This window comes from Candidatus Nitrotoga fabula (genome assembly GCF_905221025.1).
GTDB lineage: Bacteria > Pseudomonadota > Gammaproteobacteria > Burkholderiales > Gallionellaceae > Nitrotoga > Nitrotoga fabula.
Genome location: NZ_CAJNBL010000008.1, coordinates 20984 through 46643 on the forward strand (window position 1 = coordinate 20984; position 25660 = coordinate 46643).

The window sequence follows — 25660 nt, forward strand, 5'->3', positions numbered from 1 at the left end:
CGCTTGGTCTATAGCATTTCGATCGGAAAACTTTACACAACCTGGAACAACCTTAGGCCTTCAGAATCCCCAGCAGATCATGAATTTCTCGACGAATTTCAGACAAGCTCAGGTTTTGCTTCGACAACTTTACTTGATGAGCATCCATCTGTGGCTCAACAAAATTATCCAGGCGTCCACGTGCCCCACTGATAGTGAACCCCTCTTCATACAGCAATTGCCTGATGCGGCGAATCAGCAAAACTTCATGATGCTGGTAATAACGACGGTTACCGCCTCGCTTTACAGGCTTAAGCTGGGTGAATTCCAGCTCCCAATAACGCAGAACATGGGCTTTCACCCCGCACAATTCACTAACCTCACCAATAGTAAAATAGCGCTTTGCCGGTATTGGAGGAAGTGTGGAGTTAGGCTTGTAATTTTCCATGATAGTTTGTTTCTACCATGCTCTTGAGTTTTTGGCTGGGATGAAAGGTCACCACACGCCGCGCAGTTATCGGGATATCCTCTCCGGTCTTAGGGTTGCGTCCCGGACGCTGAGGTTTTTCACGCAGCTGAAAATTACCAAAACCAGAAAGCTTGACGCTTTCTCCACGTTCCAGTTGGGCGCGAATTTCTTCAAAAAAACATTCGACCATATCCTTGGCTTCACGCTTGTTTAAACCGACTTTCTCAAACAATAAATCCGCCAGCTCTGCTTTCGTTAATGTCATTGATCACCTCTTATATTCGCAATTGCGCACGCTGCTGTTGTAAAACAGCAATCAATAACGCAATACTTTGTTCAATTTCACTATCAGTTAAAGTTTTTTGAGTATCTTGCAATAACACCCGGAAAGCAAGGCTTTTTTTTCCATCCCCCACACTTGCTCCACGGTACAAGTCAAACAGTCCGATTTCTACCACATATGGAATATTGCTAGACTGCATGGCATTTATCAATGATTGAACGGTTACACTCTCATCCACAATCACGGCAATATCACGGCGAACCGGAGGAAATTTTGAGATATCTCTTGCACGCGGTAAATTAACCGTTGTCAAGGCATGCAAATCTACCTCAAACCATACTACCGATTTCAGAATTTCATACTGCTGCAGCCATTGCGGATGCAACTCGCCTATCCAACCGACCGTTTTACCATCAAGCAAAATTTCAGCCGAACGTCCTGGATGAGATGCTGGGTGGGGTGACACATGAAAAATTATTTGTGCAGGGAAGAACAACGCTTCGACATCAGCTTTCACGTCATAAAAATCCACCATACGCGTCTCAACTCCCCATTGTTCAGGAAATTGCGCCCCATAGCACAGCCCACCAAATTTCTCCTGCTGGCTATATTCCTCCCCACTGAAACATACCCCTGTTTCAAACAGGCGCACACGGGATTGTTTATGCGTCAAATTAATACGCAATGCACCGATCAAGCCACCCAAAAGACTACTGCGCATCACAGTCATCTGACTGGAAATCGGGTTCTTCAGAGTAACGGGTCTCGCATTGCCGCATAAATTCTTTTCGACATCAGCATCATGAAATGCATAACTGATCGTTTCCTGGTAATCACGTGCCACCATGATTTGGCGCAGCCGACAAACTGGACGCAGAGTTTCCGGTTCCAAAATCATCCTGGCTGGTGTTTGTGACGGCCGAACCAAAATATTGTCATAACCAATCAAACGGGCAATTTCTTCGATCAAATCCACTTCCAATAATATATCAAAGCGAAAGCTGGGCGGAATTACATAAAAATCATCATCCTTCAGTGCAAATTGCAATTGCATGCACTGTAGCAGCGCTGCGATTCCATCATTATCTATGGGTATTCCAAGAACACGCTCTACCCGGCTAGTGCGCAGCCTGATTGGGTCCCTCGCAGGCAATTCCCCCTTGGCCTCGGTGACAATTCCAGCTTGCCCCCCACAAATCTCCAATAACAGATTTGTTGCACGTTCTAGTGCAGTGCGCGTAACGGAAAAATCTACACCACGCTCAAAACGATATGCAGAATCAGTGGAGATATTCAATCTGCGCGCTTTTCCAACAACTGCATCCGGTATAAAAAAAGCACTCTCCAGAAAAACATCCCGTGTATCAATTTGCACACTGGTTCCTGCACATCCCATTATGCCGGCCAGCGCCAAGGGGCGCGCATCATCCGCAATTACCAACATGTCATCGCGCAATATAACTTTTTGATCGTTAAGTAAAACCAGTTCCTCATTCATGCAAGCAAAGCGCACTGTAACGTTACCTGCAACCTTCTCCAGATTGTAAGCATGAAGCGGTTGTCCAAGTTCAATCATTACATAATTTGTAATATCTACTATTGCATTAATGCTACGCAAGCCACTACGCTCCAAACGGCGCACCATCCAAGATGGTGTCTTTGCAGCGCCATTCACCCCGCGTACGATGCGACCGCAATAAAGTGGACAGGCTTCGGGAGCGTCAACACGCACCATTACCGACTCTGCAATATCAATACCAGAAGGCTCGACTTCCAACGCATTTAATACGTCACCTGTCATCGCTGCCACTTCCCGTGCAATGCCCACTATACTTAAACAGTCGCTGCGGTTTGGGGTAAGCTTGACAGTAAACAACATATCGTCCAGGTCCAGGTATTCTCGAAGTAACCGACCTACAGGAGCAGCTTCAGGCAATACCAGCAAACCTGGACCTGCACCAGACAATCCCAACTCATCAGCTGAACATAGCATGCCATTTGATTCGACTTTGCGAACCTTGGTTTGCTTAATAACGAGACCGCCTGGTAATTCCGCACCAATACGTGCAAAGGGCACCTTGATACCGACAGCAACATTAGATGCGCCACATACAACACTGACTGGCATAGCCTCGCCCACATCGACCTGGCATACATTTAAACGATCGGCATTGGGGTGCCTGACCACTTCCAGCACCTCGGCCACCACCACCTGATTGAATGCAGGCGAAACCGGCTCCAATGCCTCCACTTCCAACCCTGCCATGGTCAATTTATGTGAAAGTTCATGGCTTGTCAGGCTTGGGTTAATCCAGGTCCTTAACCAATTCTCGGAAAATTTCATTCTAGTTAAACTGCTTCAGAAATCGTAAATCACCATCATAGAACAGGCGCAGATCAGCCACACCGTAGCGCAACATTGCCAAGCGCTCCACCCCCAAACCAAAAGCAAATCCCAAGTATTTCTCGCTATCAATATTTACATGCTTTAAGACATTCGGGTGCACCATCCCGCTTCCCAACACCTCTAACCAGCCAGTCTGGCTGCAAACCCGGCATCCTTTACCATTGCACTGTACGCACTGAATGTCCATTTCAGCCGATGGCTCTGTAAATGGGAAAAATGAAGGGCGGAAACGAACCTGCAAATCATCTCGTTCAAAATAGCATTGCATAAAATCAGAAAGCACTTCTTTGAGTACTGAAAAACTTACATTTTCATCGATCCATAAACCCTCTACCTGATGAAACATGGGAGAATGGGTCATGTCCGAATCACAGCGATAAACCCGACCAGGCGCAATGATTCTTATTGGGGGATCATTATTCTCCATGTAACGAATTTGAACCGGCGAAGTATGGGTACGCAAAACATGCTTCTCGTCAATATAAAACGTATCATGCATGGCACGTGCAGGATGATTCTCTGGAATATTTAACGCGGTAAAATTATAAAAATCGCTCTCTATTTCCGGACCCGAAGCAACCGAAAACCCAAGTGAACGAAATAGAACCTCAATCCGCTCTAGCGTTCGAGTAACCGGATGTATGCCTCCATAACCCATTCCCCTGCCCGGAAGAGTCACATCCAGTGATTCAGCCTTAAGTTTTTGTTGAAGCAGGTTATACTGCAAGGCTTCGCGTTTTTGCTGTAGGGCTTTTTCTATGCTCTGCTTGATCTGATTAATGCGCGCCCCTGCTACAGGACGTTCTTCAGATGAAAGTTTTCCCAATCCCTTGAGCAAGGCGGTAACATGACCATCTTTACCCAGAAAACGGGCTTTAACTTGCTCCAACTCCACTGCATTTTCAGTGACAGCAAACTGATTCAGCGCTTCACTGAGAATTTTCTCAAGCTCATGCATGGCAAAATTAACTTTTTAATTATTATAGTGTTAGCAGGAAAAAACGGAAAGATCAAGCGACCTTGAGACGAAGACCATCGCCATAAGAATATTTCCCAACCTGAAATTTCTTATACGACCTGATAAACTGTAAACACTAGGGAGCGCAAGGCGCCCCCTAGTAATTAAATGCTGTTACTTAAATTCCGAGACTGGCTTTCGCCTGCCCTACAATCTGGATAAATGCATTTTTATCAAAAACAGCCAGATCCGCAAGCACCTTTCGGTCAATACCAATGGAAGCCTTTTTCAGACCGTTCATGAATACACTGTAACTTAACCCATGCTCACGTGCTGCCGCATTGATACGTGCGATCCATAATGTACGGAACTGGCGTTTACGTTGCCGACGATCGCGATATGCATACTGCCCCGCCTTCATTACCGCCTCTTTGGCGATACGATATACATTTTTACGACGACCGCGATATCCCTTGGCTAAGTTCAAAATCTTTTTATGGCGCGCTCTCGCCGTTACTCCGCGTTTGACTCTTGGCATTTTTTACTCCTTAAGCGTATGGCATCATGGCACGAATAGACGCCGTATTGCTCGCATGAACTTCGGCGATGCCGCGCAGCTGACGTTTATTCTTGGTGGTTTTTTTTGTCAGAATATGGCGTTTAAATGCTTGGGCACGCTTTATGCTGCCGCTCGCCCGCACCTTGAAGCGCTTTGCAGCACCACTTTTTGATTTCATTTTAGGCATAAGAACTCCTATAAATATTTATTTTATGATACCAGGAGGTTCCTGACAGGAACTCTTGAAAACCCGCACCACTTATTTGGAATAACACACCAGGCTGTTAGCACCACACCGATCAGGCCAGCCTCAAACCTGAACAGATTCAGTCAATACATGAAAATTAAAATTTACAACAAGGTTGATCCAGCTGCTTTGCATTACCGAATCAAGAAGAACCGAAATACAGGAATAAACCGATAGGAGATTATTTTTTCTTCGGTGCAAGCACCATCACCATCTGACGCCCTTCCATTTTTGGAAACTGCTCAACGATACCGTATTCCACAAGATCAGCCATTACGCGTTCCATCATTTGCATACCAATACCTTGATGTGCAATTTCCCGCCCCCGAAAACGCAACGTAACCTTTGCCTTGTCGCCGTCCCCGAGAAAGCGGATCAAATTGCGCAATTTGATATTGTAATCCCCATCGTCTGTTCCAGGCCTGAACTTAACTTCCTTTATCTGGATCTGCTTCTGCTTAAGCTTGGCCTCATGTTGCTTCTTGCTCTCTGCGTATTTGAATTTGCCAATATCCATAATCCGGCAAACCGGCGGCTCCGCCATCGGCGCAACCTCAACCAGATCCAGATCTGCCTCTTCAGCCAAACGTAGCGCCTCTACTACTGCCATCACACCAAGCGGCTCTCCTCCTGCACCAACAAGACGTACATAAGGCGCAGTTACCTGCTCGTTGATGCGCTGTTCTTTTTCCTGAGCTATTGCAGTTTCTCCATCAAAAATTAATTGTTCCACCTGCCTGCAGGTCCAATCGCAGATGTTGCAGTAATGCACCCATTAACATCTGCCCAAGGTTCTCACCTTTTCTGGTACGTACGGCAATCGAATTCTCAGCCATTTCCTTATCACCCACGATCAGTTGATAAGGTAACTTTTGTAAACTATATTCGCGTATTTTATAGTTAATTTTCTCATTACGCAAATCCAGATGAACCCGGAATCCTGCCAATCGCAAATTTTCCGCCACCTTGGCTGCATACTCTTCTTGGGCCTTGGATATATTCATTACCACCATTTGTATTGGCGACAACCATAATGGAAATGCACCTGCATAATGTTCAATCAGGATACCCAGGAAACGCTCTAGCGACCCCAGAATTGCGCGATGAAGCATCACCGGAACTTTTCGCGTATTGTCTTCGTCGATATATTCCGCACCCAGGCGTACAGGAAGATTAAAGTCCAACTGAATGGTCCCGCATTGCCAGATGCGGCCCAGCGTATCTTTCAAAGAAAATTCAATTTTGGGCCCGTAAAATGCTCCCTCCCCAGGTTGTAATTCATACTCCAGGTTATTCTGACTCAATGCAGCAGCCAACGCCGCCTCAGCCTTATCCCAGGACTCATCGGAACCCACACGCTTTTCCGGGCGAGTAGAAAGTTTTACCAGAACATTGTGAAACCCAAAATCTGCATAAACTTTTTGCAACATAACAATGAAATTCGCCACCTCACTCTCAATCTGGTTTTCAGTGCAAAAAATATGTGCATCATCCTGAGTAAAGGCACGTACACGCATTAAACCATGAAGCGATCCAGATGGTTCATTTCTATGACAAGAGCCAAATTCGGCCAATCTGATCGGCAATTCACGATAGCTGCGCAAACCGCAATTAAAAATCTGTACATGCCCGGGACAATTCATTGGTTTTACAGCAAAATCTCTTGCCTCCGAATGAGTAGTAAACATATGATCATGGTAGTTTTCCCAGTGACCCGATTTCTCCCAGAGTATACGATCCAACATGGTAGGAGTACGCACTTCTTGATAGCCATACTCACGGAATTGCATGCGCATGTAACCCTCAACTACCTGCCAGATAGCCCATCCATTTGGATGCCAGAATATCATTCCTGGCGCATCATCTTGCATATGGAATAAATCTAACTGCTTCGCGAGTTTTCTATGATCTCGCTTTTCTGCTTCATCCAGACGCAGCAGATAAGACTCAAGATCTTCTTTCCTAGCCCAAGCTGTGCCATAAATACGCTGTAGCATGGCATTACGGTGATCGCCACGCCAATATGCTCCAGCGACGCTCATCAACTTAAAAACCTTTAATTTTCCCGTAGATGGTACATGTGGACCACGGCATAGGTCCGTGAAATCTCCCTCGGTATAAAGTGACACAGCTTGATCAGCTGGAATAGATTCGATAATTTCAGCTTTATACAGCTCTCCTATGCTCTTGAAAAATGCCACCGCCTCATCTCTTGGCAATACTTTGCGCGTTATAGGAATGTCGCGCCCGGCCAATTCAGTCATCCGTCTTTCGAGCGCGAATAAATCTTCCGGGGTAAACGGACGATCATAAGAAAAATCATAGTAAAACCCATTTTCAATTACCGGTCCGATTGTTACTTGGGCCTCAGGGAATAGCTCCTTCACGGCATAAGCTAAAAGGTGTGCAGTAGAATGTCGGATAATCTCTAGGCCTTCCTCATCCTTATCAGTAATGATAGATAATGCTGTATCAGAAGAAATGAGGAATGAAGTATCAACCAGTCGCCCGTTCACCTTGCCAGCGAGTGCTGCACGAGCCAAACCTGCACCTATATTTTGAGCAACTTCAGCAACGGTTACTGGCTGAGCAAAAATGCGCTTCGAGCCATCTGGCAATGTAATACAAGGCATATTTATATCTTTAAAAATAAAGTGTTATTTTAATTCAGGATGACCGATAGAGTATCAATCATGCGTCCAAGATGTGGCAAAAATTATTATTATAATACGATAATAGATGTATGAATAACCTTATAAAAGAACCAAACCAGGTTCGAAACAACTTTAAATCCAGCTATTAATCTGGGACATGCACCTACATTTTATTAAATTACACATTGCGAATGTAAGTAATCTACCGAGCAGTGTATTCATATCAATATAAACTTGAAACCGCACACTCTTATCGCTATGTGCCAGGATTTCTTTAAAATCCCTGCATAACCTTCTGCAGGTACTATTTATTAAGTTTTTTCTTTACAGCCTCGGTATGAAGCAACATGCTTTGCTTCACTTGCATATGGCAGCACCTTAATATTATGCTGGACAACATAAAATTATCCGCGCACTGCTTCATGCACGGCTTGCGCAATGGTTTCAACCCAGTTACGCACTTTATCCCCATCCTCTCCTTCCACCATTACACGCAGTAACGGTTCTGTACCCGACGGCCTTAACAACACTCTGCCATAATTTCCAAGTGCAGATTCTGCATCCTTCACCACCTTACGTATGCTCGCGTGAGATTGATAATCAAATCCTCTTGCAACATGAACGTTGCGTAGAATTTGAGGATAAAACTTCACATCGGCAACTGCTTGAGACAAGGACTGCTGATTAACTCGAAGAGCGTGCAATACTTGCAGAGCAGCGATAATGCCATCCCCAGTTGTATGACGATCAAGGCAAATGATATGGCCAGAATTTTCCCCACCAAATTGCCAGCCTTTTTGTAACATCATTTCCATTACATATCGGTCTCCAACCTTGGCACGCGCAAAAGGAACATTCATGTATTGCATGGCATGCTCAAAAGCCAGATTTGTCATCAACGTCCCTACTACCCCACCCCTAAGCATTTCCTGGTCATGACGATGTTTGACAATAACATACAGAAGTTGATCGCCATCATACAGGCATCCATCTGCATCGACCATCACCAGACGGTCACCATCTCCATCCAGCGCAATCCCCAGATCTGCATGGTAATCTTTCACGGCTTGCTGTAAATTGGCAGGTGCAGTGGCACCATAACCATCATTGATGTTCTTTCCATCCGGTTGCACACCGATCGCTATAACATCAGCACCCAGTTCATGAAAAACATGCCTTGCAATTTGGTAACAAGCTCCATGCGCACAGTCCACCACTAACTTTAATCCACGCAAATCCAGATCATAAGGAAAGCTGCTCTTACAAAACTCAATATAGCGACCTGCTGCATCCTGCACACGTTTGGCTTTGCCCAGCTTGGCCGAAAACATGGTATTAAGAGGGGTTTCAAGCCCAGCTTCAATGGCACACTCCATATCATCAGCCAGCTTGTTGCCCTGGCTGGAAAAGAACTTAATGCCATTATCCTCAAATAAATTATGCGAAGCGGAAATCACAATACCCGCCTGCAAACGTAATGCACGGGTTAAATAGGCTACTGCAGGAGTTGGTACCGGACCGGCCAGATAAACGTCCACCCCCGCGGCAATCAAACCAGCCTGCAAGGCCGATTCAAGCAAATAGCCAGAAATCCGCGTGTCCTTGCCAATCAGTACACCAGGATTCTCATCCCGAGATAAATGCCAATCTGCGGAAGCCAACACTTTCCCAGCAGAATACCCCAAATGCATAATCAATTCGGGGGTAATAGGATACTCCCCTACCCGACCACGCACTCCATCCGTGCCAAAGAATTTTTTTTTCACAAGTCCATTTCCCTTACAGCATTTAAAACTCTCAAAGCATCCACCGTGGCACGTACATCATGAACACGAACCACACTTGCACCTTTTAACACTGCCAGCAATGCTGCAGCCACACTTGCATGGATCCTGCCATCAACTCCATGGCCAGTAATTGCCCCCAGCATCGATTTTCGAGACATTCCGACTAAAAGCGGTATGCCTAGATCAGAAAATTTATCCAAATACCTTAACAAAGAAAGATTATGTACAAGGGATTTCCCGAATCCAAAACCGGGATCAATCAAGATGCGCTCACGTGCAATGCCTGCCGTTTGCGTGAATAATATTCGTTCATGCAAAAACTGATACACTTCCGCGACCACATCCCCATAATGTGGTTGCTGTATGCTCTGATCCGGGTAGGGCCTATGCATCAAACAAACCGCCGCATTGCTTTTTACTACAGCCATTAACGCATCCGGATGTTGCAATGCATTAATATCATTAATCATACTGACACCAGCTGAAAGAACAAATCGCATCACTTCAGGTTTGCAGGTATCCACTGAAAGTGGAACCGGAACTCCACGCAACCCCTCAATCACCGGCATAATACGATCCAGCTCCTCATCAACACTGATCGGATTCGCGCCTGGGCGAGAGGATTCGCCGCCAATATCAAGGATGTCCACACCTTCTTCGATAAGCTGATGGGCATGAAGCAACGCCGCATGCCGTTGCGCATGATGGCCACCGTCATAAAACGAATCAGGCGTCACATTGACTATGCCCATAACCAGAGCACGAGACAGGTTCAGATTGAATGAACCGCACTGGAGAAACATAGTATGGATAAATACAGCATGAACGGGTGGATTTTAAAAATACTATTAAAATCCACCCCTGACCTCTTTGAATTATCTTTTCTGTTTTTAAGCTTCAGGGGCTGGCTGTGCTGTCGGAGATTCAGAAGCAGTAGGTGCTGGATCCTGCGGGGGCTGCACATCTTTCCCGGATTTAATGGATTTTGGCGGCCTGGGAGCCTTCCCTTCCATAATATCATCTAATTGCTCGGCATCCAGCGTTTCATATTCAAGTAAAGCTTTTGCCATTGCCTCGACCTTGTCCCGATTCGCTTCGAGCAATCCCCTGGCCAATGCATATTGCTGATCTATAATTCTACGAATCTCTTCATCAACTTTCTGCATGGTCGCTTCCGAAACATTCTTGTGGGTAGTCACAGAACGCCCAAGAAACACCTCCCCTTCGTTTTCACCATACACCATTGTCCCTAGTGCTTCAGACATCCCCCATTGCGTTACCATCCGGCGAGCCATTTCAGTAGCTCGCTCGAAATCATTGGAAGCTCCGGTTGTCATTTGATTCATGAATATTTCCTCAGCAATCCGACCGCCAAACAATACCGCAATCGTATCCAAAATACGATTTTTATCCATACTAAAACGATCTTCAGCTGGCAACTGCATGGTCAAACCCAGAGCACGCCCACGAGGAATAATGGTTACCTTGTGAACCGGATCTGTCTTGGGTAACAACTTTGCCACTACAGCATGCCCGGACTCGTGATAAGCAGTATTACGGCGCTCTTCTTCAGGCATGACAACCGAACGACGTTCGGCACCCATCATGATTTTGTCTTTGGCCGCCTCAAAATCATCCATTTCCACAAACCGCTTACCGCGACGTGCTGCAAACAGTGCTGCTTCGTTGACAAGATTCGCCAGATCAGCGCCAGACATACCCGGCGTACCACGTGCCAAAATATCCGCTTTTACATCTGGAGCAACTGGAACTTTACGTATATGAACCAACAAAATTTGTTCACGACCACGAATGTCCGGCAATGGAACCACCACCTGACGGTCAAAACGCCCTGGGCGAAGCAGAGCTGCATCCAGCACATCAGGGCGATTGGTTGCTGCAATCACAATCACCCCGCTGGCACCTTCAAAACCATCCATTTCCACTAGCAGTGCGTTCAACGTTTGCTCACGCTCATCATTTCCACCACCTAGGCCAGCGCCACGCTGGCGACCGACCGCATCAATTTCATCTATAAATACAATACAAGGTGATTGCTTTTTGGCCTGTTCAAACATATCCCGCACTCGCGCAGCACCCACGCCAACAAACATTTCAACGAAATCAGAGCCCGAAATTGAAAAAAATGGCACATTGGCCTCTCCGGCAATAGCCTTGGCCAGCAATGTCTTTCCAGTACCTGGACTACCCAAAAGCAACACTCCACGTGGGATACGTCCACCCAGATTTTGAAATTTGGTAGGATCGCGCAAAAAATCAACAATCTCGGACACCTCCTCTTTTGCTTCATCACAGCCTGCCACGTCAGCAAAAGTAACGCGCTCCTTGGTCTCATCCAGCATCCGGGCTTTGCTTTTACCAAAGGAAAAAAGCCCGCCGCCCTTACCTCCCCCTTGCATTCCGCGCATAAAAAATATCCACACGCCAATCAACAGTAGCATTGGAAACCACGAAACAAAGATATTCATCAAGAAAGATTGCTCTTCTTCTGGCTTGGCCTCAATCGTAACCCCATTCTTGATCAAGTCAGATACCAACCACAAATCCTGTGGTGCATAACTAGTGATCCGCTTGCCATCGTTTGTAACCGCTTTAAGCATCCGCCCTTCAATTGTCACCTTGGAAATACTACCCTGTCTAACCTCCTCCAGAAAACGAGAGTAATCCATCTGTGTTTGCGATCCCTGCTGCTGACGCGTGTTAAATTGATTGAACACAGTCATCAGCACCAGCGCCACGACCAACCAAATTCCTATGCTTTTAAACAAATTGTTCAAAGTTACTCCTTAAGCCAGCATACATTTGCCTCTGTATGCTCATTAAACTACTTACATCCCGATTACTCAAGGATACCACGACAAATCCATGAGGCTGCCATATTCACGTGGATACAACCCTATATTTTCTCGACGTTTTTAATAATGCTGCTCTCTAAAATTTTAAGGTTCCCAAAAGATACAATTCCTTACTTCGATCGCGCGATGAATCTGGCTTGCGCGTCACCACCCTCGAGAAATGACCGCGCATCAGTTTGACAAAGTCTTCATAACCAATACCTTGGAAAACCTTAACCAAAAAAGTTCCGCCAGACTGAAGATTCCGCACAGCAAATTCCAAAGCAAGCTCCGCCAGATTCATGGCCCGCGCCTGGTCTGTCATGCTGATACCACTTATATTGGGAGCCATGTCCGATATTACAAGTCCAATTTTCCTGCCGCCCAGTTTTCCTTCAATCCGTGCCACCACTGCAGTATCACAGAAATCACCCTGTATGAATTCCACATTATCAATGATGCACAACGGCAAAATATCCACAGCAATCACGCTGCCGCCCTTCCCCACCCTGGAAGCCGCAACCTGTGACCACCCGCCCGGAGCAGCTCCCAGATCCACCACCACCATCCCCGGTTTTAATATCCGGTCGCGATCATCCATTTCCAGCAACTTATATGCAGCCCGCGTACGATATCCTTCTTTCTGTGCACGCTGCACATAGGGATCATGAACATGTTCATTCATCCACTGTTTGCTACTTTTAGAGCGCTTCATCGTTTAAAATGCCAGCTTAAACAGGAGACAATCAAATTGCCAACGATTACCATCATACAACGCCAAAACCTCAGGGCGCGCGCGCACTCTCTAAAACCTACCATCATGATTGGCTCATCTGGCCTAACCGGATCAGTACTGGCTGAAATTTCCCGGACGCTTCAAAGTCATGAATTAATTAAAATCAGGGTCATGAATGAAGACAGGGAAAGGCGTATAGCCATCTTGGAACAAATTTGCACACAGTTAAACGCGAATGCGATTCAGCATATTGGCAAAATCCTGGTGATTTATCAAGCGCAAGTACAGGAGGATAAGCCACAGAAACTTACAGAGCAAAAATATCTGCCTCCTGGCAGGGAAATCCACAAACCATCACCGATCCGCAAAAAATCTACCCCATCCAGAATTCCTCAACCCAAGCAGAAAAAATTAATATAACCAAACTATTTAGCATTCAAATTTTATAAATTGGACAGCAATCTTTCCGGTTAGTCAACAGTCTTCCAGGTGTCTAAATATACTGTACATTCACAATCTCATATTCACGAACTCCACCCGGTGCCTGAACTTCGGCAATATCTCCGCTGTATTTTCCAATCAGTGATCTTGCTATCGGAGAGCTGATTGAAATCTTGCACTGACGAATATCAGCTTCGTCATCCCCCACAATCTGATAGGTCACAACATCACCAGTTGCAATATCTTCCAGTCTTACTGTCGCGCCAAATACGCACCGCCCATCCGAATTAATCGTCTTCGGGTCAATCACCTGTGCATTACCGAGTTTGCTTCCCAGTTCAAGAATGCGTCCCTCGATAAAACTTTGACGCTCTTTTGCAGCTTCATATTCGGCGTTTTCCGACAAATCGCCCTGCGCTCGTGCTTCAGCAATTGCATTAATCACTGCAGGGCGTTCCACTGTCTTCAAATGATGTAGTTCGTTGCGCAACAATTCAGCACCCACGACAGTCAAGGGAATTTTACTCATACCCATTCTTCCTTACTTATTCTGATTCAAAATATATTGCTATTCAGGTGTAACATTTTTAATGGACTAAACGCTGATGCTGCGCCTGTAAATCACATACATTCAATTCAGCGATATGCTGCATACCCAAGCAGGCGGCACGTGCACCTGCAAGCGTAGTGTAATATGTCACACGCCCCTGCAGAGCAGCATGACGGATCGAATACGAATCCTGCATCGCGCTGCGTTTGCTGTCCACTGTATTGATGATCATACTGATCTCGTCATTCTTAATCATATCCACGATATGCGGACGCCCTTCTGTCACCTTATTTGCAACAGCCACAACCACGCCTGCCGCAGCTAGCACTACAGCTGTGCCTCGCGTTGCATAAACCGAGAACCCCATATCACGCAGGCTCCTGGCAATTTCGACGACCCCCGCCTTATCCGCATTGCGAACGCTGATCAGTACCTTTCCGGAAGAGGGCAATTTCACCCCAGCGGCCAGCTGAGATTTTACAAATGCTTCTGCAAAAGTATCGCCGATCCCCATTACCTCGCCGGTAGATTTCATTTCCGGTCCCAGAATAATATCCACTCCGGGGAATTTAATAAACGGGAACACGGTCTCCTTAACTGCATAATACGGCGGAATAACCTCTTTTGTTACGCCCTGCTGTTGCAGCGTCTTGCCAGCCATGCAGCGCGCCGCAACTTTGGCCAGCGGAATCCCCGTTGATTTAGACACAAACGGAACAGTACGCGAAGCTCGCGGATTGACTTCCAATACAAACACTGTGCTCCCCTGGATGGCATACTGCACATTCATCAGGCCCACCACATTCAATGCCCTAGCCATCGCCTTGGTCTGGAGGCGCAGTTCATCCTGCATCGGCACAGACAAACTGAAAGGCGGCAAAGAACAGGCTGAATCGCCAGAATGCACACCAGCCTCTTCAATATGCTCCATGATCCCCCCGACCAACACATCTTTGCCATCACATACCGCGTCCACATCCACTTCAATCGCATCATTCAGAAAGCGATCCATCAGGATCGGCATGCGCTCCGGAAAAACGCTTGCGCTTTCCATCACATCGCGCATATAGCGTTCCAGATCCAGCTGGGAATGAACAATCTCCATGGCCCGTCCCCCAAGCACATTGCTTGGCCGCATTACCAACGGGTAACCAATTTCGTGCGCTGCATGCACCGCTTGTTCCACCGTGCTGACCGTGCGATTTGGAGGCTGTTTTAAATTTAATTGTTCCAGCATCAGACGGAAACGCTCCCGATCTTCCGCACAATCCAGCATTTCCGGAGTGGTGCCGATGATAGGCACGCCATTTTGCTCCAGGCCATGAGCCAATTTCAACGGCGTTTGCCCCCCAAACTGCACAATCACACCCGAAGGATTTTCCACTGCCACGATTTCCAGCACATCTTCCAAGGTCAACGGCTCAAAATACAGGCGGTCGGAGGTATCATAATCCGTTGAAACGGTTTCCGGATTACAGTTGACCATAATAGTCTCGTATCCATCCTCCCGCAGGGCAAGCGCGGCATGCACACAGCAATAGTCAAACTCAATGCCCTGCCCTATGCGATTGGGCCCCCCGCCCAGCACCATGATTTTTTTCCGATCCGAGGGCTCCGCTTCACACTCTTCTTCATAGGTGGAATAAAGGTAAGCCGTACCAGTGGAAAATTCAGCAGCACAAGTGTCCACTCTTTTGAACACCGGACGGATACCCAGAGCATGACGGTATGCCCTTACCTTAGCCGCATCGCTCCCCAACAGTCTGGCCAGCCGCTCATCCGAAAAACCCTTTCTCTTCAACCCGCGCAACTCCGACCCGTCAATGCTATCCAATTCACGTCCCGTCAGTTCAATTTCATGCCTGACCAGTTCTTCGATCTGGACCAGGAACCACGGATCAATCTTAGTCAGCGTGAAAACTTCATCTAGCGTCATTCCCATGCGGAAAGCATCCCCAACATACCATATCCGGTCCGGTCCTGGTGAGCTCAGCTCAGCGGCAACCCGTTCAGGATCCAGTGTTTTTCCATCCAGACCATTCACCCCCACTTCCAAGCCACGTAACGACTTCTGAAAGGACTCCTGGAAAGTGCGGCCGATCGCCATCACCTCGCCCACCGATTTCATCTGCGTAGTCAAGCGGTCATTAGCCTGCAAGAATTTTTCAAATGCAAAACGCGGTATCTTGGTCACCACATAATCTATGGTCGGCTCGAAAGAAGCAGGAGTAGCACCACCCGTAATTTCGTTTCTTAATTCATCCAGGTTGTACCCGACTGCCAGTTTCGCAGCCACTTTGGCAATCGGAAACCCGGTGGCCTTGGATGCAAGTGCAGAAGAACGCGATACGCGCGGGTTCATCTCAATGACCACCATACGGCCATTATCCGGGTTAATAGCGAACTGCACGTTGGAACCGCCTGTTTCCACCCCAATTTCCCGAAGAACCGCAATGCTCGCATTGCGCATAATCTGATATTCCTTGTCCGTCAGCGTCTGCGCCGGCGCAACGGTAATAGAATCTCCTGTATGCACCCCCATCGGATCCAGATTTTCTATTGAACAGATAATGATGCAGTTGTCTGCACGATCGCGCACCACTTCCATTTCAAACTCTTTCCACCCAAGAAGCGACTCTTCAATCAGTAGCTCTTTAGTAGGGCTAGCTTCTAGACCACGCTCACAAATCTCCACAAATTCTTCACGGTTGTAGGCAATTCCTCCGCCGGATCCCCCCATGGTAAAAGAAGGACGAACAACCGTCGGGAAGCCCATCACTTGCTGTACCTGCAGCGCTTCTTCCATACTGTGCGCAATCGCAGATCGTGCCGAAGCCAGACCGATGCGCGTCATCGCCTGCTTAAACTTTTCACGGTCTTCCGCCATGTCGATCGCCTCACGCGAAGCGCCAATCATCTCGACATGATATTTTTCCAGTACACCATGTTTAGCCAGGTCAAGTGCACAATTCAATGCAGTTTGCCCCCCCATGGTCGGCAATATGGCATCCGGTTTTTCCCTGGCAATGATTTTTTCCAGCGTTCTCCAGGTGATTGGTTCGATATACGTGGCATCCGCCATGTTCGGATCCGTCATGATGGTGGCCGGGTTCGAATTGACCAGAATAATCCGGTAGCCTTCTTCGCGCAGGGCCTTGCAAGCCTGTGCGCCGGAATAATCAAACTCGCATGCCTGCCCAATAATGATGGGGCCAGCTCCAATAATCAGAATGGATTGTATGTCAGTACGTTTTGGCATATCAGGTACTCTTGCGCATCAGCGCTACAAAGCGATCAAACAAATAATCTACATCTTGTGGGCCAGGACTGGCTTCAGGATGCCCCTGGAAACAAAATGCAGGTTTATCTGTCAACTCGAAACCCTGAAGCGTTCCATCAAACAAGGAAACATGCGTTACACGCGCATTCACAGGCAATGTTTTTGCATCAACGGCAAATCCATGATTCTGGCTCGTAATCATGACCTGTTTGCTCTGTACATCCTGGACCGGATGATTTGCGCCCCGGTGACCACGTTTCATCTTAATGGTCTGGGCCCCTACTGCCAAGCCAAGAATCTGATGCCCGAAACAAATACCGAAAAGCGGTATCCGCTCACCCAGCAAATGCCGGGTAGCCGTAATGGCATAATCACAAGGCTCCGGATCCCCCGGCCCATTGGTCAGCAGCACACCGTCCGGCCGAAGCGCCAGCACATCTTCCGCGCTGGTTTTTGCCGGCACAACCGTAATACGACAATCACGCTCGGCCAGCTTTCGCAGGATATTAAGTTTCGTTCCAAAATCATAAACCACTACATGGAGCTGGCCATGCTCATTCAAGCGATAACCAGTTTCCAAGCTCCATTCTCGCTGCGTCCAGTTATATTGACTTTCGCAGGATACGTACTGCGCCAGATCCATCCCTTTCAGGCCAGCAAAATTCCGAGCTGCCTGTAACGCAGCCGACGTATCGGAATCCGTTGAAATGCAGCCATTCTGCGCACCAGTTTCCCGAAGAATACGAGTTAATTTACGGGTATCAATACCGGAAATCGCGACAATCCGGTTGGCCTTAAGATAATCAGACAAGGACTGCTTTCCCCGCCAGTTACTCACTGTCAACGACAAATCCCGGATCACTAGGCCGCTGGCAAATACTCTTCTTGACTCCACATCCTCATCATTCACGCCTACGTTGCCAATATGAGGATATGTCAGAGTTACAATCTGTTTGCAATAAGACGGGTCCGTCAGAATTTCCTGGTAACCCGTCATGGATGTATTAAAGACCACTTCGCCGACACATGTGCCGAGTGCACCAATGGTGGTGCCGCGAAATACCGTTCCATCGGCAAGCACAAGAATGGCAGGTTTGGTTTGCGACACCGGATACTCCCCCAAGGTAGCGATTGAATGTGAAAGTCTCAAGAAATTTTCCTGCCGATCGCGCGCAGCATGAGAAGCCGAACCATGATCCGGCCTCGAATACCATACTTGATTGGTGATTCTCCGATTTGCAGGCAACTGGACCCTATGCCCAATCAAACAAGATATTACCAGGCAATTAAAAGACCAGAGCGATCATTCGCCAATTTTATGAAACATTCGGGCAACCGCATAAATGACATAAAAAAGCGGGATTCACAGTACTGTTCCATCCCGCATTTGGCACAGCACAATTATACACGCATAGTATAAGGGGCATCAAATATGAGCATTCATCCAGCAGAAACTGAAACCTTGCCAAAAAGGTCATATAATTCCGCATGGACATTCAGTTTCAATGCTGCAATACGTCCTTCACTTGACATTTTTTTCCATATCTTGCGAAGAATATTCATGAACTTATCTTCATCAAAAGAACTGAATTTTTTTATAAAATCTTCCAGGTAATGCTGTAAAAATACCAGACTGGCAACATCTTCAAGTATCTGACTCTCCGGATTAGTCTTGATGCGATCCTTACGCAACAAGGACTGGACATCAGCAATCACTGATTCGCCATATCCTACCTCACGCAATATTTCACCAGCTACTTCACAGTGAAACTTGTACAATTCGATACGCCAGCAATTATACCCGACCGTATCCATGGGATATTTGCTGCGCGGAATTTTCCAGCGACAAATATGCTGGCAACGAGCTGCCAGTTGTAATACTTCCGAGGGATCTGGTACAAAATTCTGCAGCATGGCACTCATGCGTCTGGCGTACAGGAGCTCTTTCGGGTAGCACACTCCTTCAAAAACCTCCTGATTCGGGTCCGCAGCATTAGCGGCATCCAATTTGGCCACTGCTTGCTCAAAGCGTTGAATATTCAGGATCATGCTCCTATCTTCCATATTTCAGCGCAATTCAGACAACATTACCGCGCCATGCATCGACCCCTTTTAATCCCGATCCACGCTACCATTGGCTGATTTCAGCCCAAGCACATCCTGCATGTCAAACATGCCAGCAGACTTCTCTTGCAGGAAACGCGCAGCGCGAAGTGCGCCAAGAGCAAATGTAGCACGACTGCTAGCCTTGTGAGTAATTTCAATACGTTCGCCGATACCCGCAAATAAAACAGTATGATCTCCCACAATATCGCCACCCCGAACAGTTGCAAAGCCGATCGTGGAAGGATCGCGTTCCCCCGTGACTCCTTCCCGGCCATATACGGCACACTGCCCGAGGTCGCGGCCCAAGGTTCGTGCAATGACTTCGCCCATGCCCAGGGCAGTGCCCGAAGGCGCATCTACTTTATGCCGGTGATGCGCCTCAATAATTTCAATATCATACCCATGACTCAACACCTTGGACGCCATTTCCAGGAGCTTGAAAACCAGGTTTACGCCAACACCCATATTGGGAGAAAACACCATACCAATCTGCTTGGATGCGGCATTCAACCGTGATTTCTGTTCAGCAGAAAAACCCGTGGTACCAATCACCATGGACACGCCATATTTGATACATCTTTCCAGATGCAGCATTGTCCCTTCCGGACGGGTAAAATCAATTAGGATATCCGCTCCCTGCAGAGCCTCATCCAGACCGGCAGTAATTTTCACCCCACATGCCCCCCCCACCAGCTCTCCGGCATCCTTCCCAAGATGCAAGCTTGAAGCGTGCTCCAGGGCTGCATGTAATGTCAAATCGCCTGACTGTAGAATGCCTTCCAGCAAAGCCTTGCCCATCCGTCCACTGCAACCGGCAATTACGGTTTTTATCTTCTCCATTGTTACTCCTTAGAATATTCCCAAGCTAATTCAAACCGGGGACTCCTGCCGTAGCTGGCAACACAGGCATGTCCACATCATCAATGCGCGCCAGGTTTTCCCCCTCAAAATAGAGCGTCATGCGCTGCCTTTCAACCAGTTTTCCCTTCTGCTCCAACCTGTAAACATAATCCCAACGGTTAGCATGAAAAGCATCATGAACCAACGGAGTACCAAGAATGGCCTTTGCCTGAGAACGCGTCATCCCCACCTTGAGCTTGCTCCGCATTTCTGCAGTGATCATGTTCCCCTGGGTTATTTCCATCTTATGGGCAGTAAAGGAAGGCAGCTTGGGCGTGGCAATCTCACTGCACGAAGCAAGCAGAAAGGCAAGGACAATGAACCGGATATGCATAATTTTAGAACTGAATAAAATGAAAAGAGAGTCAAATGATACATCAAACCTGTTACAGCACGACAAGTTCAGGATGGCAAACTCAACCCTGCTTCCAGCATTTCTGCTGCATGTTTACGCGTAGTCCCGGTAATGATTACCCCACCCAACATGCGCGCAATCTCCTCGATGCGCTCTTCTGGGCTGAGAACGGAAATCGAGCTGACCGTGATGCCACTCCGGATGGCTTTGTTCACCTGCCATTGTGTATCTGCCATGGCAGCAACCTGCGGTAAATGCGTGACACAAATTACCTGATACCGCCGCCCCAGGCGTTTTAACAATGCTCCGATAATTTCTGCTACCTTTCCGCCTATACCGCTATCCACTTCGTCAAAAATCAGAGTCGGAACAGTTGCTGCCTGGCTGGTTGCCACCTGGATTGCCAGACTGATCCGCGCCAATTCTCCCCCCGATGCCACTTTTGCCAGACTACTTAATGGAGAGCCCGCATTGATTGCAATCTGAAATTCTGTTGTTTCCAACCCATGGGCATTTCCTTCCACCAGGGGTTTTAGCGCGACGATGAGCCTGCCTCCCTGCATGGCCAGGCTTTGCATCAAATCCGTGATTACAGCGGATAACTTTTCGGCAGCTTTTTTGCGCGCGGAACTTATTTCATTCGCAGCAAATTGATACTGATCCCGCGCGATGGTTTCCTGTTGCGCCAACGCATCCAGGTCATCATCACTTATCACTGCGTCCAGTCGCGTGAGAATATCCTGCAAAACGGCTGGGAGCTGCTCAGGGGCAACACGATATTTACGTGCAACATCCATGACCGCGGCGATGCGCTGCTCCTGCTCACGCAATCTTTGCGGATCAATATCCAGCTTATGCAGGTAATGACGTAATGCATATACCGCCTCCTGAACATTATTACGGCCGCTTTCCACCATATCAAGTATATTTTGTAAGGCGCCGTCAAATTGAACACTGTCGCGCAGTCTCACCGCAAATGCATTCAACTGGTTAAGACAGGCAGTCTCCGCATCACCCAGCAACTCCATACCTGAGTGTGCAATTTCCATCAGGCTGGCGGCATGTGAAAGACGTGCATACTCTTCCTGCAGCTCCTCCCATGCTGGTAAACTAAAATTCAGCATTTCCAGCTCTCGCTTCTGAAAAGAAAGCAACTCCCGTTCCGCAACCGTGCCTTCCGATCTGCTTTTCAGTTCAACCTGACGGTATCGTAACGCTTGCCATTCACGAAAAAGCCCCGCCAGTATTCCCACTTCATTCTCCAGGCCCGCGTAGGCATCCAGCAAGGCACGCTGCATATTTGGGCGCAGCAGGGATTGATGTGCATGCTGCCCCTGTATATCCAGCAAATACGACCCCATTTCACGCATCTGCTGCAGCGTGACGCTGCGCCCGTTAATAAAACCCCGCGATCGCCCGCTGGCATCCAGAATTCTGCGAAACAAACATGCGCTTCCGTCTCCGCCAAGTTCTTGTTCACACAGGCGGGCTTGCAAATCCGGCAGGCCGGCAATATCAAATTCTGCACTGATCTCAGCACACCCGCAACCGCTGCGTACCATTCCTGCATCCCCCCGTTCTCCAAGCACCAGGGACAACGCATCGATCAGGATCGATTTGCCAGCACCGGTTTCACCGGTAAGAACCGTGAATCCAGGTGAAAAATCCAGTTCAAGAAAATCAACGATGACAAAATCGCGGATACAGAGAAATCTCAACATTACAGTGACACATTCCAAAGCAATTTTTCACGCAATGTGCGGTAATAGCTATGGCCTACAGGATGCAACAAACACACTGGCTGTGGATAACGACTAATCACCACCTTGTCATTCTCCTGTAATTGAAAATGGGCGTGGCTGTCAAAATGCACGCGCACCTCTGTAATGCCCCGCGCAAGAATTTCCAGCAGAGATTCGCTTTTCACAACGATCGGACGGTTACTCAACGTATGCGGACAGACAGGAACCAGAGCGATCAGATCGAGCGACGGATGCAAAATCGGGCCGCCGGCAGATAACGCATATGCGGTCGAACCCGTAGGGGTGGCCACAATCAGACCATCTGCGCGCTGCCGGTAAAGATACTCACCATCGACATGCACATCAAACTCAATCATGCTGCTGATATTGCCACGATGCAGAACCACTTCATTGAACGCCAGCGAACTGAATACATCTACGTCATTGCGGACGATACGCGTATACAGCAGCATGCGCTGCTCCGTGACAAAATCCCCAGCCAGCATCGCCCCCATGGTTTGCTGCATGGTATCGAGAGAAATATCGGTCAAAAACCCCAGCCGCCCCTGATTTACCCCCACCAGCGGAATACCCGATGGAGCCAGGGTACGGGCGATGTTAAGCATGGTTCCATCGCCCCCCAGTACAATTGCCAGGTCAACTTTTCCGCCCATCGCTTCCAAGGCCTGCACGCCATACTCATGCTGCTTCAGATTTTCTGCCGTAAGACTATCCACAACTACTGAAACATTCAGTCCGGAAAGAAAATCCGCCAACCGCAACAGCGGCCCGGTGATTTCCGGAGCCCTGTATTTCCCAATCAGCGCGACAGTTTTAAATGGAAAATTCATAGGACAAATTGAGGTGAACCCGATACCCTTGCAATTGCGCGTGCCTCTGAACCCTGCATGACCTGTTCTGGAGAGAATGGATGCCCGTAATCCAGCAAAGTTACCCAAAAAACCCAATATCTGCGGATATGCCCTGGCTGAGACTTGGATTCAGCTTTAAAACCCAATCGCAAAATGGACTGCACTCTCGAAAATCGATCCAGACATGATCCACTTCAGGCCCATGACCCCAGAAAGCAACCAGATCGCCATCAAATAAAAGAATTCATGGTTAGCTATAATACTGAAACCGGAACCCCAATATTCAATGGCCATTCCGTTCATACGTAATCCACCATCTTTTATCCTGCTCTCGCAGCAGTCCATACACCACAAAATTTTACACTGACAGCGACCTATCACCGCATACAATGAATCAAGCGGCTCCGAAACCCAGCTGACTCCGTCCACCTTTTCTTATCGGCAACCCCGACCTGTTTTTTTCGGTGGATGGACAAAAAATCATGGCAGGGATCTCACGACACGAATCCCGAATCGGTAGTCATAACGCTTAATCGGTTCAATTCCCATGCGGAAAGCCGAGCGCATGAAAAGCGAATGGTTCTTGAAAGAGCCTCCACGTATCACGCGCCCGACAATCCTTTCATTCCCCGCTGTTTTTTGCACCCAGGCGCTCCCATCCGCAGGGGCACCCTTATAATTACTATGATAGGTATCTTCCGTCCACTCCCATACATTACCCAGCATATCGTACAGACCAAAAGCGTTGGGCTTGAAGCTGGCTACCGGTGAAGCCTGCTCTCCCTCCCAGGGATTGGTTGCAGCATCCCACTTATGCACGCAGTCACTGCAATTGGCATTGTTCTGCCCCACGTCGTCCCCCCAGTACCGAGCAGTCGTAGTGCCGGCCCGGGCGGCATACTCCCATTCCGATTCCGTCGGCAGACGGTAGGTCTTGCCTGTTTTCTTGGCTAGCCATTGTACATAGGCCTGCGCATCAAACCAGTTCACGCAGCTGACTGGGCGGTTGTCCAAACTTACCTCAGCAGCCAGATCACTCGAGCGGCCAGCGGGATTAATCCACCCATATTCGTTTACTGCCCAGCAGTCACCCAGGTCGTGCTTGGTTTCATGTACAAACACCGCAAATTGCGCGCGCGTAACTTCGGTTTCGCTCATAGCGAAAGATGGCAAGGTAACCCGATGAACCGGGCCTTCATCAACATTGCGCCCAGCCTCATGATCCGGCGAACCCATATCAAAACTCCCTGCAGGAATCACCACCATCTCAGGGCAATATTTGCAATCCTGGAATTTTCCTGTTTTTACTTCCGCCTGTTCGGGTTTAGCTTGCTGAATCGCGGTGTTAGGCTGTAACACGTCCAATTGCACCACAATATTTTTGACCACCCCGTCTCCCACACGGACTTCCTGCTCAAATATACGCTCATTGAATGCATCCACCTTTTTCTGAACGCGCAACTTCGACGTACCTTCGGACACTCTCACATCCACAGGGCATGTGCCTCTGTGCGTACCGTCCACATAAACATCGGCATTCATTTCATCCGTCCTGCATGTGATACTTAGCACAGAACCCTTTTTCATCTCATCCCGGGTCAAATCCTGAGCATGTGGCTTGCCCACCTTGGGCTGCGACGCACCCAACACCACATTAACCGTTTTGGTCACATTGTCACCAATGCGGATTTCCTGCTCAAACAGGCGTACAGTAGAAACATCCACCTCTTTCTGCACCTTCAAATTTAACCTGCCTTCAGGCACAAGCACATCTACAGGGCATTCCCCCTTGAATTTCCCATTGACCAACACCTCCGCACCCACATCATTGCCTCTACAGGTTACACTTAGCGTGGATTCCGCCGCATATGCATTCGTAAGCGTGGCAAAAGATAGAGCCAGCAGGGTTGAAATATAAACTGCTTTCATGGTTTCTCCGTTTTAACATAATGATTGTGGTGGAAAATTTTCCGGGTCTAAAAATTGTAACCACCATTTCCTCTTCGTTGACGCAGTCCGCATGTTCATCTTTGCAACAACTGGTCGCTGAAAAAAAGCCATACCTCTTAAGGACAAATTGCAAGAGTCCTACAGGAAAAGGCAGATTCTGGCTAAGCTAATCCATTGCCCGCATTCAACCCGATCCCCAAAACAACAAAATTCGACCCACAGGGTCTTTCCTGTGCCACGACCGGACGTATCAATTTATCGCTATATTAGCAGACTGCCGCACTCTTGGTGACAGAGTTCGACTGGTGACAGAGTTTGACCTCATCCCGGACCGAAACATTAGGACCGAAATGAACAAAACCTTCTGCACCTCATGCTACAGGCAGATAAGAAAAACCCATACGTTTACTTGCGAAAAAACATATCGCAATTGGGAACAATACAGTCTACCCAAAAGCCTCGACCAAACTCATTGATGCAAAATAAATTACAAAGGAAAATATTAGGAATTTAAGCACACTATACAGAGC

At 47.9% G+C, this 25660-nt stretch carries 22 protein-coding genes; 1 reads left to right on the plus strand and 21 read right to left on the minus strand.

The features are described 5' to 3' along the window. Positions 1-52: 52 nt before the first annotated feature. From KJA68_RS03175 to KJA68_RS03230, 12 genes are all read right to left on the minus strand, one after another. On the minus strand, positions 53-427 hold the full coding sequence (locus KJA68_RS03175; RefSeq protein ID WP_213035490.1) for a MerR family transcriptional regulator: 375 nt from the start codon (positions 425-427) through the stop codon (positions 53-55). Beyond that, the gene (locus KJA68_RS03180; protein WP_213035491.1) at positions 408-713 is read right to left on the minus strand and encodes an integration host factor subunit alpha; all 306 of its coding nucleotides are present in this window, start codon (positions 711-713) and stop codon (positions 408-410) included. The genes KJA68_RS03175 and KJA68_RS03180 overlap by 20 nt, the downstream gene beginning before the upstream one ends. Positions 714-723: 10 nt before the next feature. Beyond that, entirely contained in the window at positions 724-3075 is a 2352-nt protein-coding gene (pheT, locus tag KJA68_RS03185; protein WP_213035492.1) for a phenylalanine--tRNA ligase subunit beta, read from the minus strand. Between the two features lies 1 nt (position 3076). Next, a complete protein-coding gene (gene pheS, locus KJA68_RS03190; RefSeq protein WP_213035493.1) occupies positions 3077-4096 on the minus strand; it encodes a phenylalanine--tRNA ligase subunit alpha in 1020 nt (339 codons plus the stop codon). 178 nt (positions 4097-4274) lie between these two features. Beyond that, positions 4275-4634, minus strand: a complete 360-nt coding sequence (rplT, locus tag KJA68_RS03195) for a 50S ribosomal protein L20 (RefSeq protein ID WP_213035494.1) — start codon at positions 4632-4634, stop codon at positions 4275-4277. Positions 4635-4644: 10 nt separating this feature from the next. Then, entirely contained in the window at positions 4645-4842 is a 198-nt protein-coding gene (gene rpmI, locus KJA68_RS03200; protein WP_213035495.1) for a 50S ribosomal protein L35, read from the minus strand. A 241-nt stretch (positions 4843-5083) separates the two neighbouring features. Beyond that, a complete protein-coding gene (gene infC, locus KJA68_RS03205) occupies positions 5084-5635 on the minus strand; it encodes a translation initiation factor IF-3 (protein ID WP_320412101.1) in 552 nt (183 codons plus the stop codon). After that, the gene (gene thrS, locus KJA68_RS03210; RefSeq protein WP_213035496.1) at positions 5616-7535 is read right to left on the minus strand and encodes a threonine--tRNA ligase; all 1920 of its coding nucleotides are present in this window, start codon (positions 7533-7535) and stop codon (positions 5616-5618) included. Before thrS ends, infC begins: the two co-directional genes overlap by 20 nt. Positions 7536-7960: 425 nt before the next feature. Further along, the gene (glmM, locus tag KJA68_RS03215; RefSeq protein ID WP_213035497.1) at positions 7961-9322 is read right to left on the minus strand and encodes a phosphoglucosamine mutase; all 1362 of its coding nucleotides are present in this window, start codon (positions 9320-9322) and stop codon (positions 7961-7963) included. After that, positions 9319-10146: a dihydropteroate synthase gene (folP, locus tag KJA68_RS03220; protein ID WP_213035498.1), complete on the minus strand. Its 828-nt coding sequence runs from the start codon at positions 10144-10146 to the stop codon at positions 9319-9321. Before folP ends, glmM begins: the two co-directional genes overlap by 4 nt. 87 nt (positions 10147-10233) lie before the next feature. Continuing rightward, positions 10234-12141, minus strand: a complete 1908-nt coding sequence (ftsH, locus tag KJA68_RS03225) for an ATP-dependent zinc metalloprotease FtsH (protein WP_213035499.1) — start codon at positions 12139-12141, stop codon at positions 10234-10236. 154 nt (positions 12142-12295) lie between these two features. Beyond that, positions 12296-12913 (minus strand): RlmE family RNA methyltransferase, encoded by a 618-nt coding sequence (locus tag KJA68_RS03230; RefSeq protein ID WP_213035500.1) that lies wholly within the window; start codon positions 12911-12913, stop codon positions 12296-12298. Positions 12914-12949: 36 nt separating this feature from the next. Here KJA68_RS03230 and KJA68_RS03235 point away from each other — a divergent pair, with 36 nt between their 5' ends. Then, the gene (locus KJA68_RS03235) at positions 12950-13354 is read left to right on the plus strand and encodes a YhbY family RNA-binding protein (RefSeq protein ID WP_213035501.1); all 405 of its coding nucleotides are present in this window, start codon (positions 12950-12952) and stop codon (positions 13352-13354) included. 73 nt (positions 13355-13427) lie between these two features. Here the strand turns inward: KJA68_RS03235 and greA are convergent, their stop codons facing one another. From greA to KJA68_RS03280, 9 genes are all read right to left on the minus strand, one after another. Continuing rightward, entirely contained in the window at positions 13428-13904 is a 477-nt protein-coding gene (greA, locus tag KJA68_RS03240) for a transcription elongation factor GreA (RefSeq protein WP_213035502.1), read from the minus strand. Between the two features lie 58 nt (positions 13905-13962). After that, positions 13963-17184 carry a carbamoyl-phosphate synthase large subunit gene (carB, locus tag KJA68_RS03245; protein ID WP_213035503.1) on the minus strand — a complete coding sequence of 1074 codons (3222 nt, stop codon included), beginning with the start codon at positions 17182-17184 and terminating at the stop codon, positions 13963-13965. Position 17185: 1 nt separating this feature from the next. After that, positions 17186-18313 (minus strand): glutamine-hydrolyzing carbamoyl-phosphate synthase small subunit, encoded by a 1128-nt coding sequence (gene carA, locus KJA68_RS03250; RefSeq protein ID WP_213035585.1) that lies wholly within the window; start codon positions 18311-18313, stop codon positions 17186-17188. A 332-nt stretch (positions 18314-18645) separates the two neighbouring features. Then, positions 18646-19254, minus strand: coding sequence for a DUF4202 domain-containing protein (locus tag KJA68_RS03255; RefSeq protein ID WP_213035504.1), 609 nt, complete (start codon positions 19252-19254; stop codon positions 18646-18648). A 63-nt stretch (positions 19255-19317) separates the two neighbouring features. Beyond that, the gene (dapB, locus tag KJA68_RS03260; protein ID WP_213035505.1) at positions 19318-20151 is read right to left on the minus strand and encodes a 4-hydroxy-tetrahydrodipicolinate reductase; all 834 of its coding nucleotides are present in this window, start codon (positions 20149-20151) and stop codon (positions 19318-19320) included. 25 nt (positions 20152-20176) lie between these two features. Then, complete coding sequence (locus KJA68_RS03265) at positions 20177-20545, minus strand: outer membrane protein assembly factor BamE (protein ID WP_213035506.1); 369 nt, start codon at positions 20543-20545, stop codon at positions 20177-20179. Between the two features lie 68 nt (positions 20546-20613). After that, complete coding sequence (recN, locus tag KJA68_RS03270) at positions 20614-22287, minus strand: DNA repair protein RecN (protein WP_213035507.1); 1674 nt, start codon at positions 22285-22287, stop codon at positions 20614-20616. Continuing rightward, the gene (locus tag KJA68_RS03275; RefSeq protein WP_213035508.1) at positions 22287-23159 is read right to left on the minus strand and encodes an NAD kinase; all 873 of its coding nucleotides are present in this window, start codon (positions 23157-23159) and stop codon (positions 22287-22289) included. Before KJA68_RS03275 ends, recN begins: the two co-directional genes overlap by 1 nt. Before the next feature lie 501 nt (positions 23160-23660). Then, positions 23661-25109: an SUMF1/EgtB/PvdO family nonheme iron enzyme gene (locus KJA68_RS03280; protein WP_213035509.1), complete on the minus strand. Its 1449-nt coding sequence runs from the start codon at positions 25107-25109 to the stop codon at positions 23661-23663. Positions 25110-25660: the final 551 nt, after the last annotated feature.

Bases quoted from the DNA above. Each gene is read 5' to 3' on its own strand.
- KJA68_RS03175 (WP_213035490.1), bottom strand. From the start codon at position 427: ATGGAAAATTACAAGCCTAACTCCACACTTCCTCCAATACCGGCAAAG.
- KJA68_RS03230 (WP_213035500.1), bottom strand. From the start codon at position 12,913: ATGAAGCGCTCTAAAAGTAGCAAACAGTGGATGAATGAACATGTTCAT.
- rpmI (WP_213035495.1), bottom strand. From the start codon at position 4,842: ATGCCTAAAATGAAATCAAAAAGTGGTGCTGCAAAGCGCTTCAAGGTG.
- KJA68_RS03265 (WP_213035506.1), bottom strand. From the start codon at position 20,545: ATGCATATCCGGTTCATTGTCCTTGCCTTTCTGCTTGCTTCGTGCAGT.
- KJA68_RS03255 (WP_213035504.1), bottom strand. From the start codon at position 19,254: ATGATCCTGAATATTCAACGCTTTGAGCAAGCAGTGGCCAAATTGGAT.
- pheT (WP_213035492.1), bottom strand. From the start codon at position 3,075: ATGAAATTTTCCGAGAATTGGTTAAGGACCTGGATTAACCCAAGCCTG.
- greA (WP_213035502.1), bottom strand. From the start codon at position 13,904: ATGAGTAAAATTCCCTTGACTGTCGTGGGTGCTGAATTGTTGCGCAAC.
- KJA68_RS03280 (WP_213035509.1), bottom strand. From the start codon at position 25,109: ATGAAAGCAGTTTATATTTCAACCCTGCTGGCTCTATCTTTTGCCACG.
- KJA68_RS03275 (WP_213035508.1), bottom strand. From the start codon at position 23,159: ATGAATTTTCCATTTAAAACTGTCGCGCTGATTGGGAAATACAGGGCT.
- thrS (WP_213035496.1), bottom strand. From the start codon at position 7,535: ATGCCTTGTATTACATTGCCAGATGGCTCGAAGCGCATTTTTGCTCAG.
- folP (WP_213035498.1), bottom strand. From the start codon at position 10,146: ATGTTTCTCCAGTGCGGTTCATTCAATCTGAACCTGTCTCGTGCTCTG.
- rplT (WP_213035494.1), bottom strand. From the start codon at position 4,634: ATGCCAAGAGTCAAACGCGGAGTAACGGCGAGAGCGCGCCATAAAAAG.
- recN (WP_213035507.1), bottom strand. From the start codon at position 22,287: ATGTTGAGATTTCTCTGTATCCGCGATTTTGTCATCGTTGATTTTCTT.
- KJA68_RS03180 (WP_213035491.1), bottom strand. From the start codon at position 713: ATGACATTAACGAAAGCAGAGCTGGCGGATTTATTGTTTGAGAAAGTC.
- dapB (WP_213035505.1), bottom strand. From the start codon at position 20,151: ATGGAGAAGATAAAAACCGTAATTGCCGGTTGCAGTGGACGGATGGGC.
- carB (WP_213035503.1), bottom strand. From the start codon at position 17,184: ATGCCAAAACGTACTGACATACAATCCATTCTGATTATTGGAGCTGGC.
- pheS (WP_213035493.1), bottom strand. From the start codon at position 4,096: ATGCATGAGCTTGAGAAAATTCTCAGTGAAGCGCTGAATCAGTTTGCT.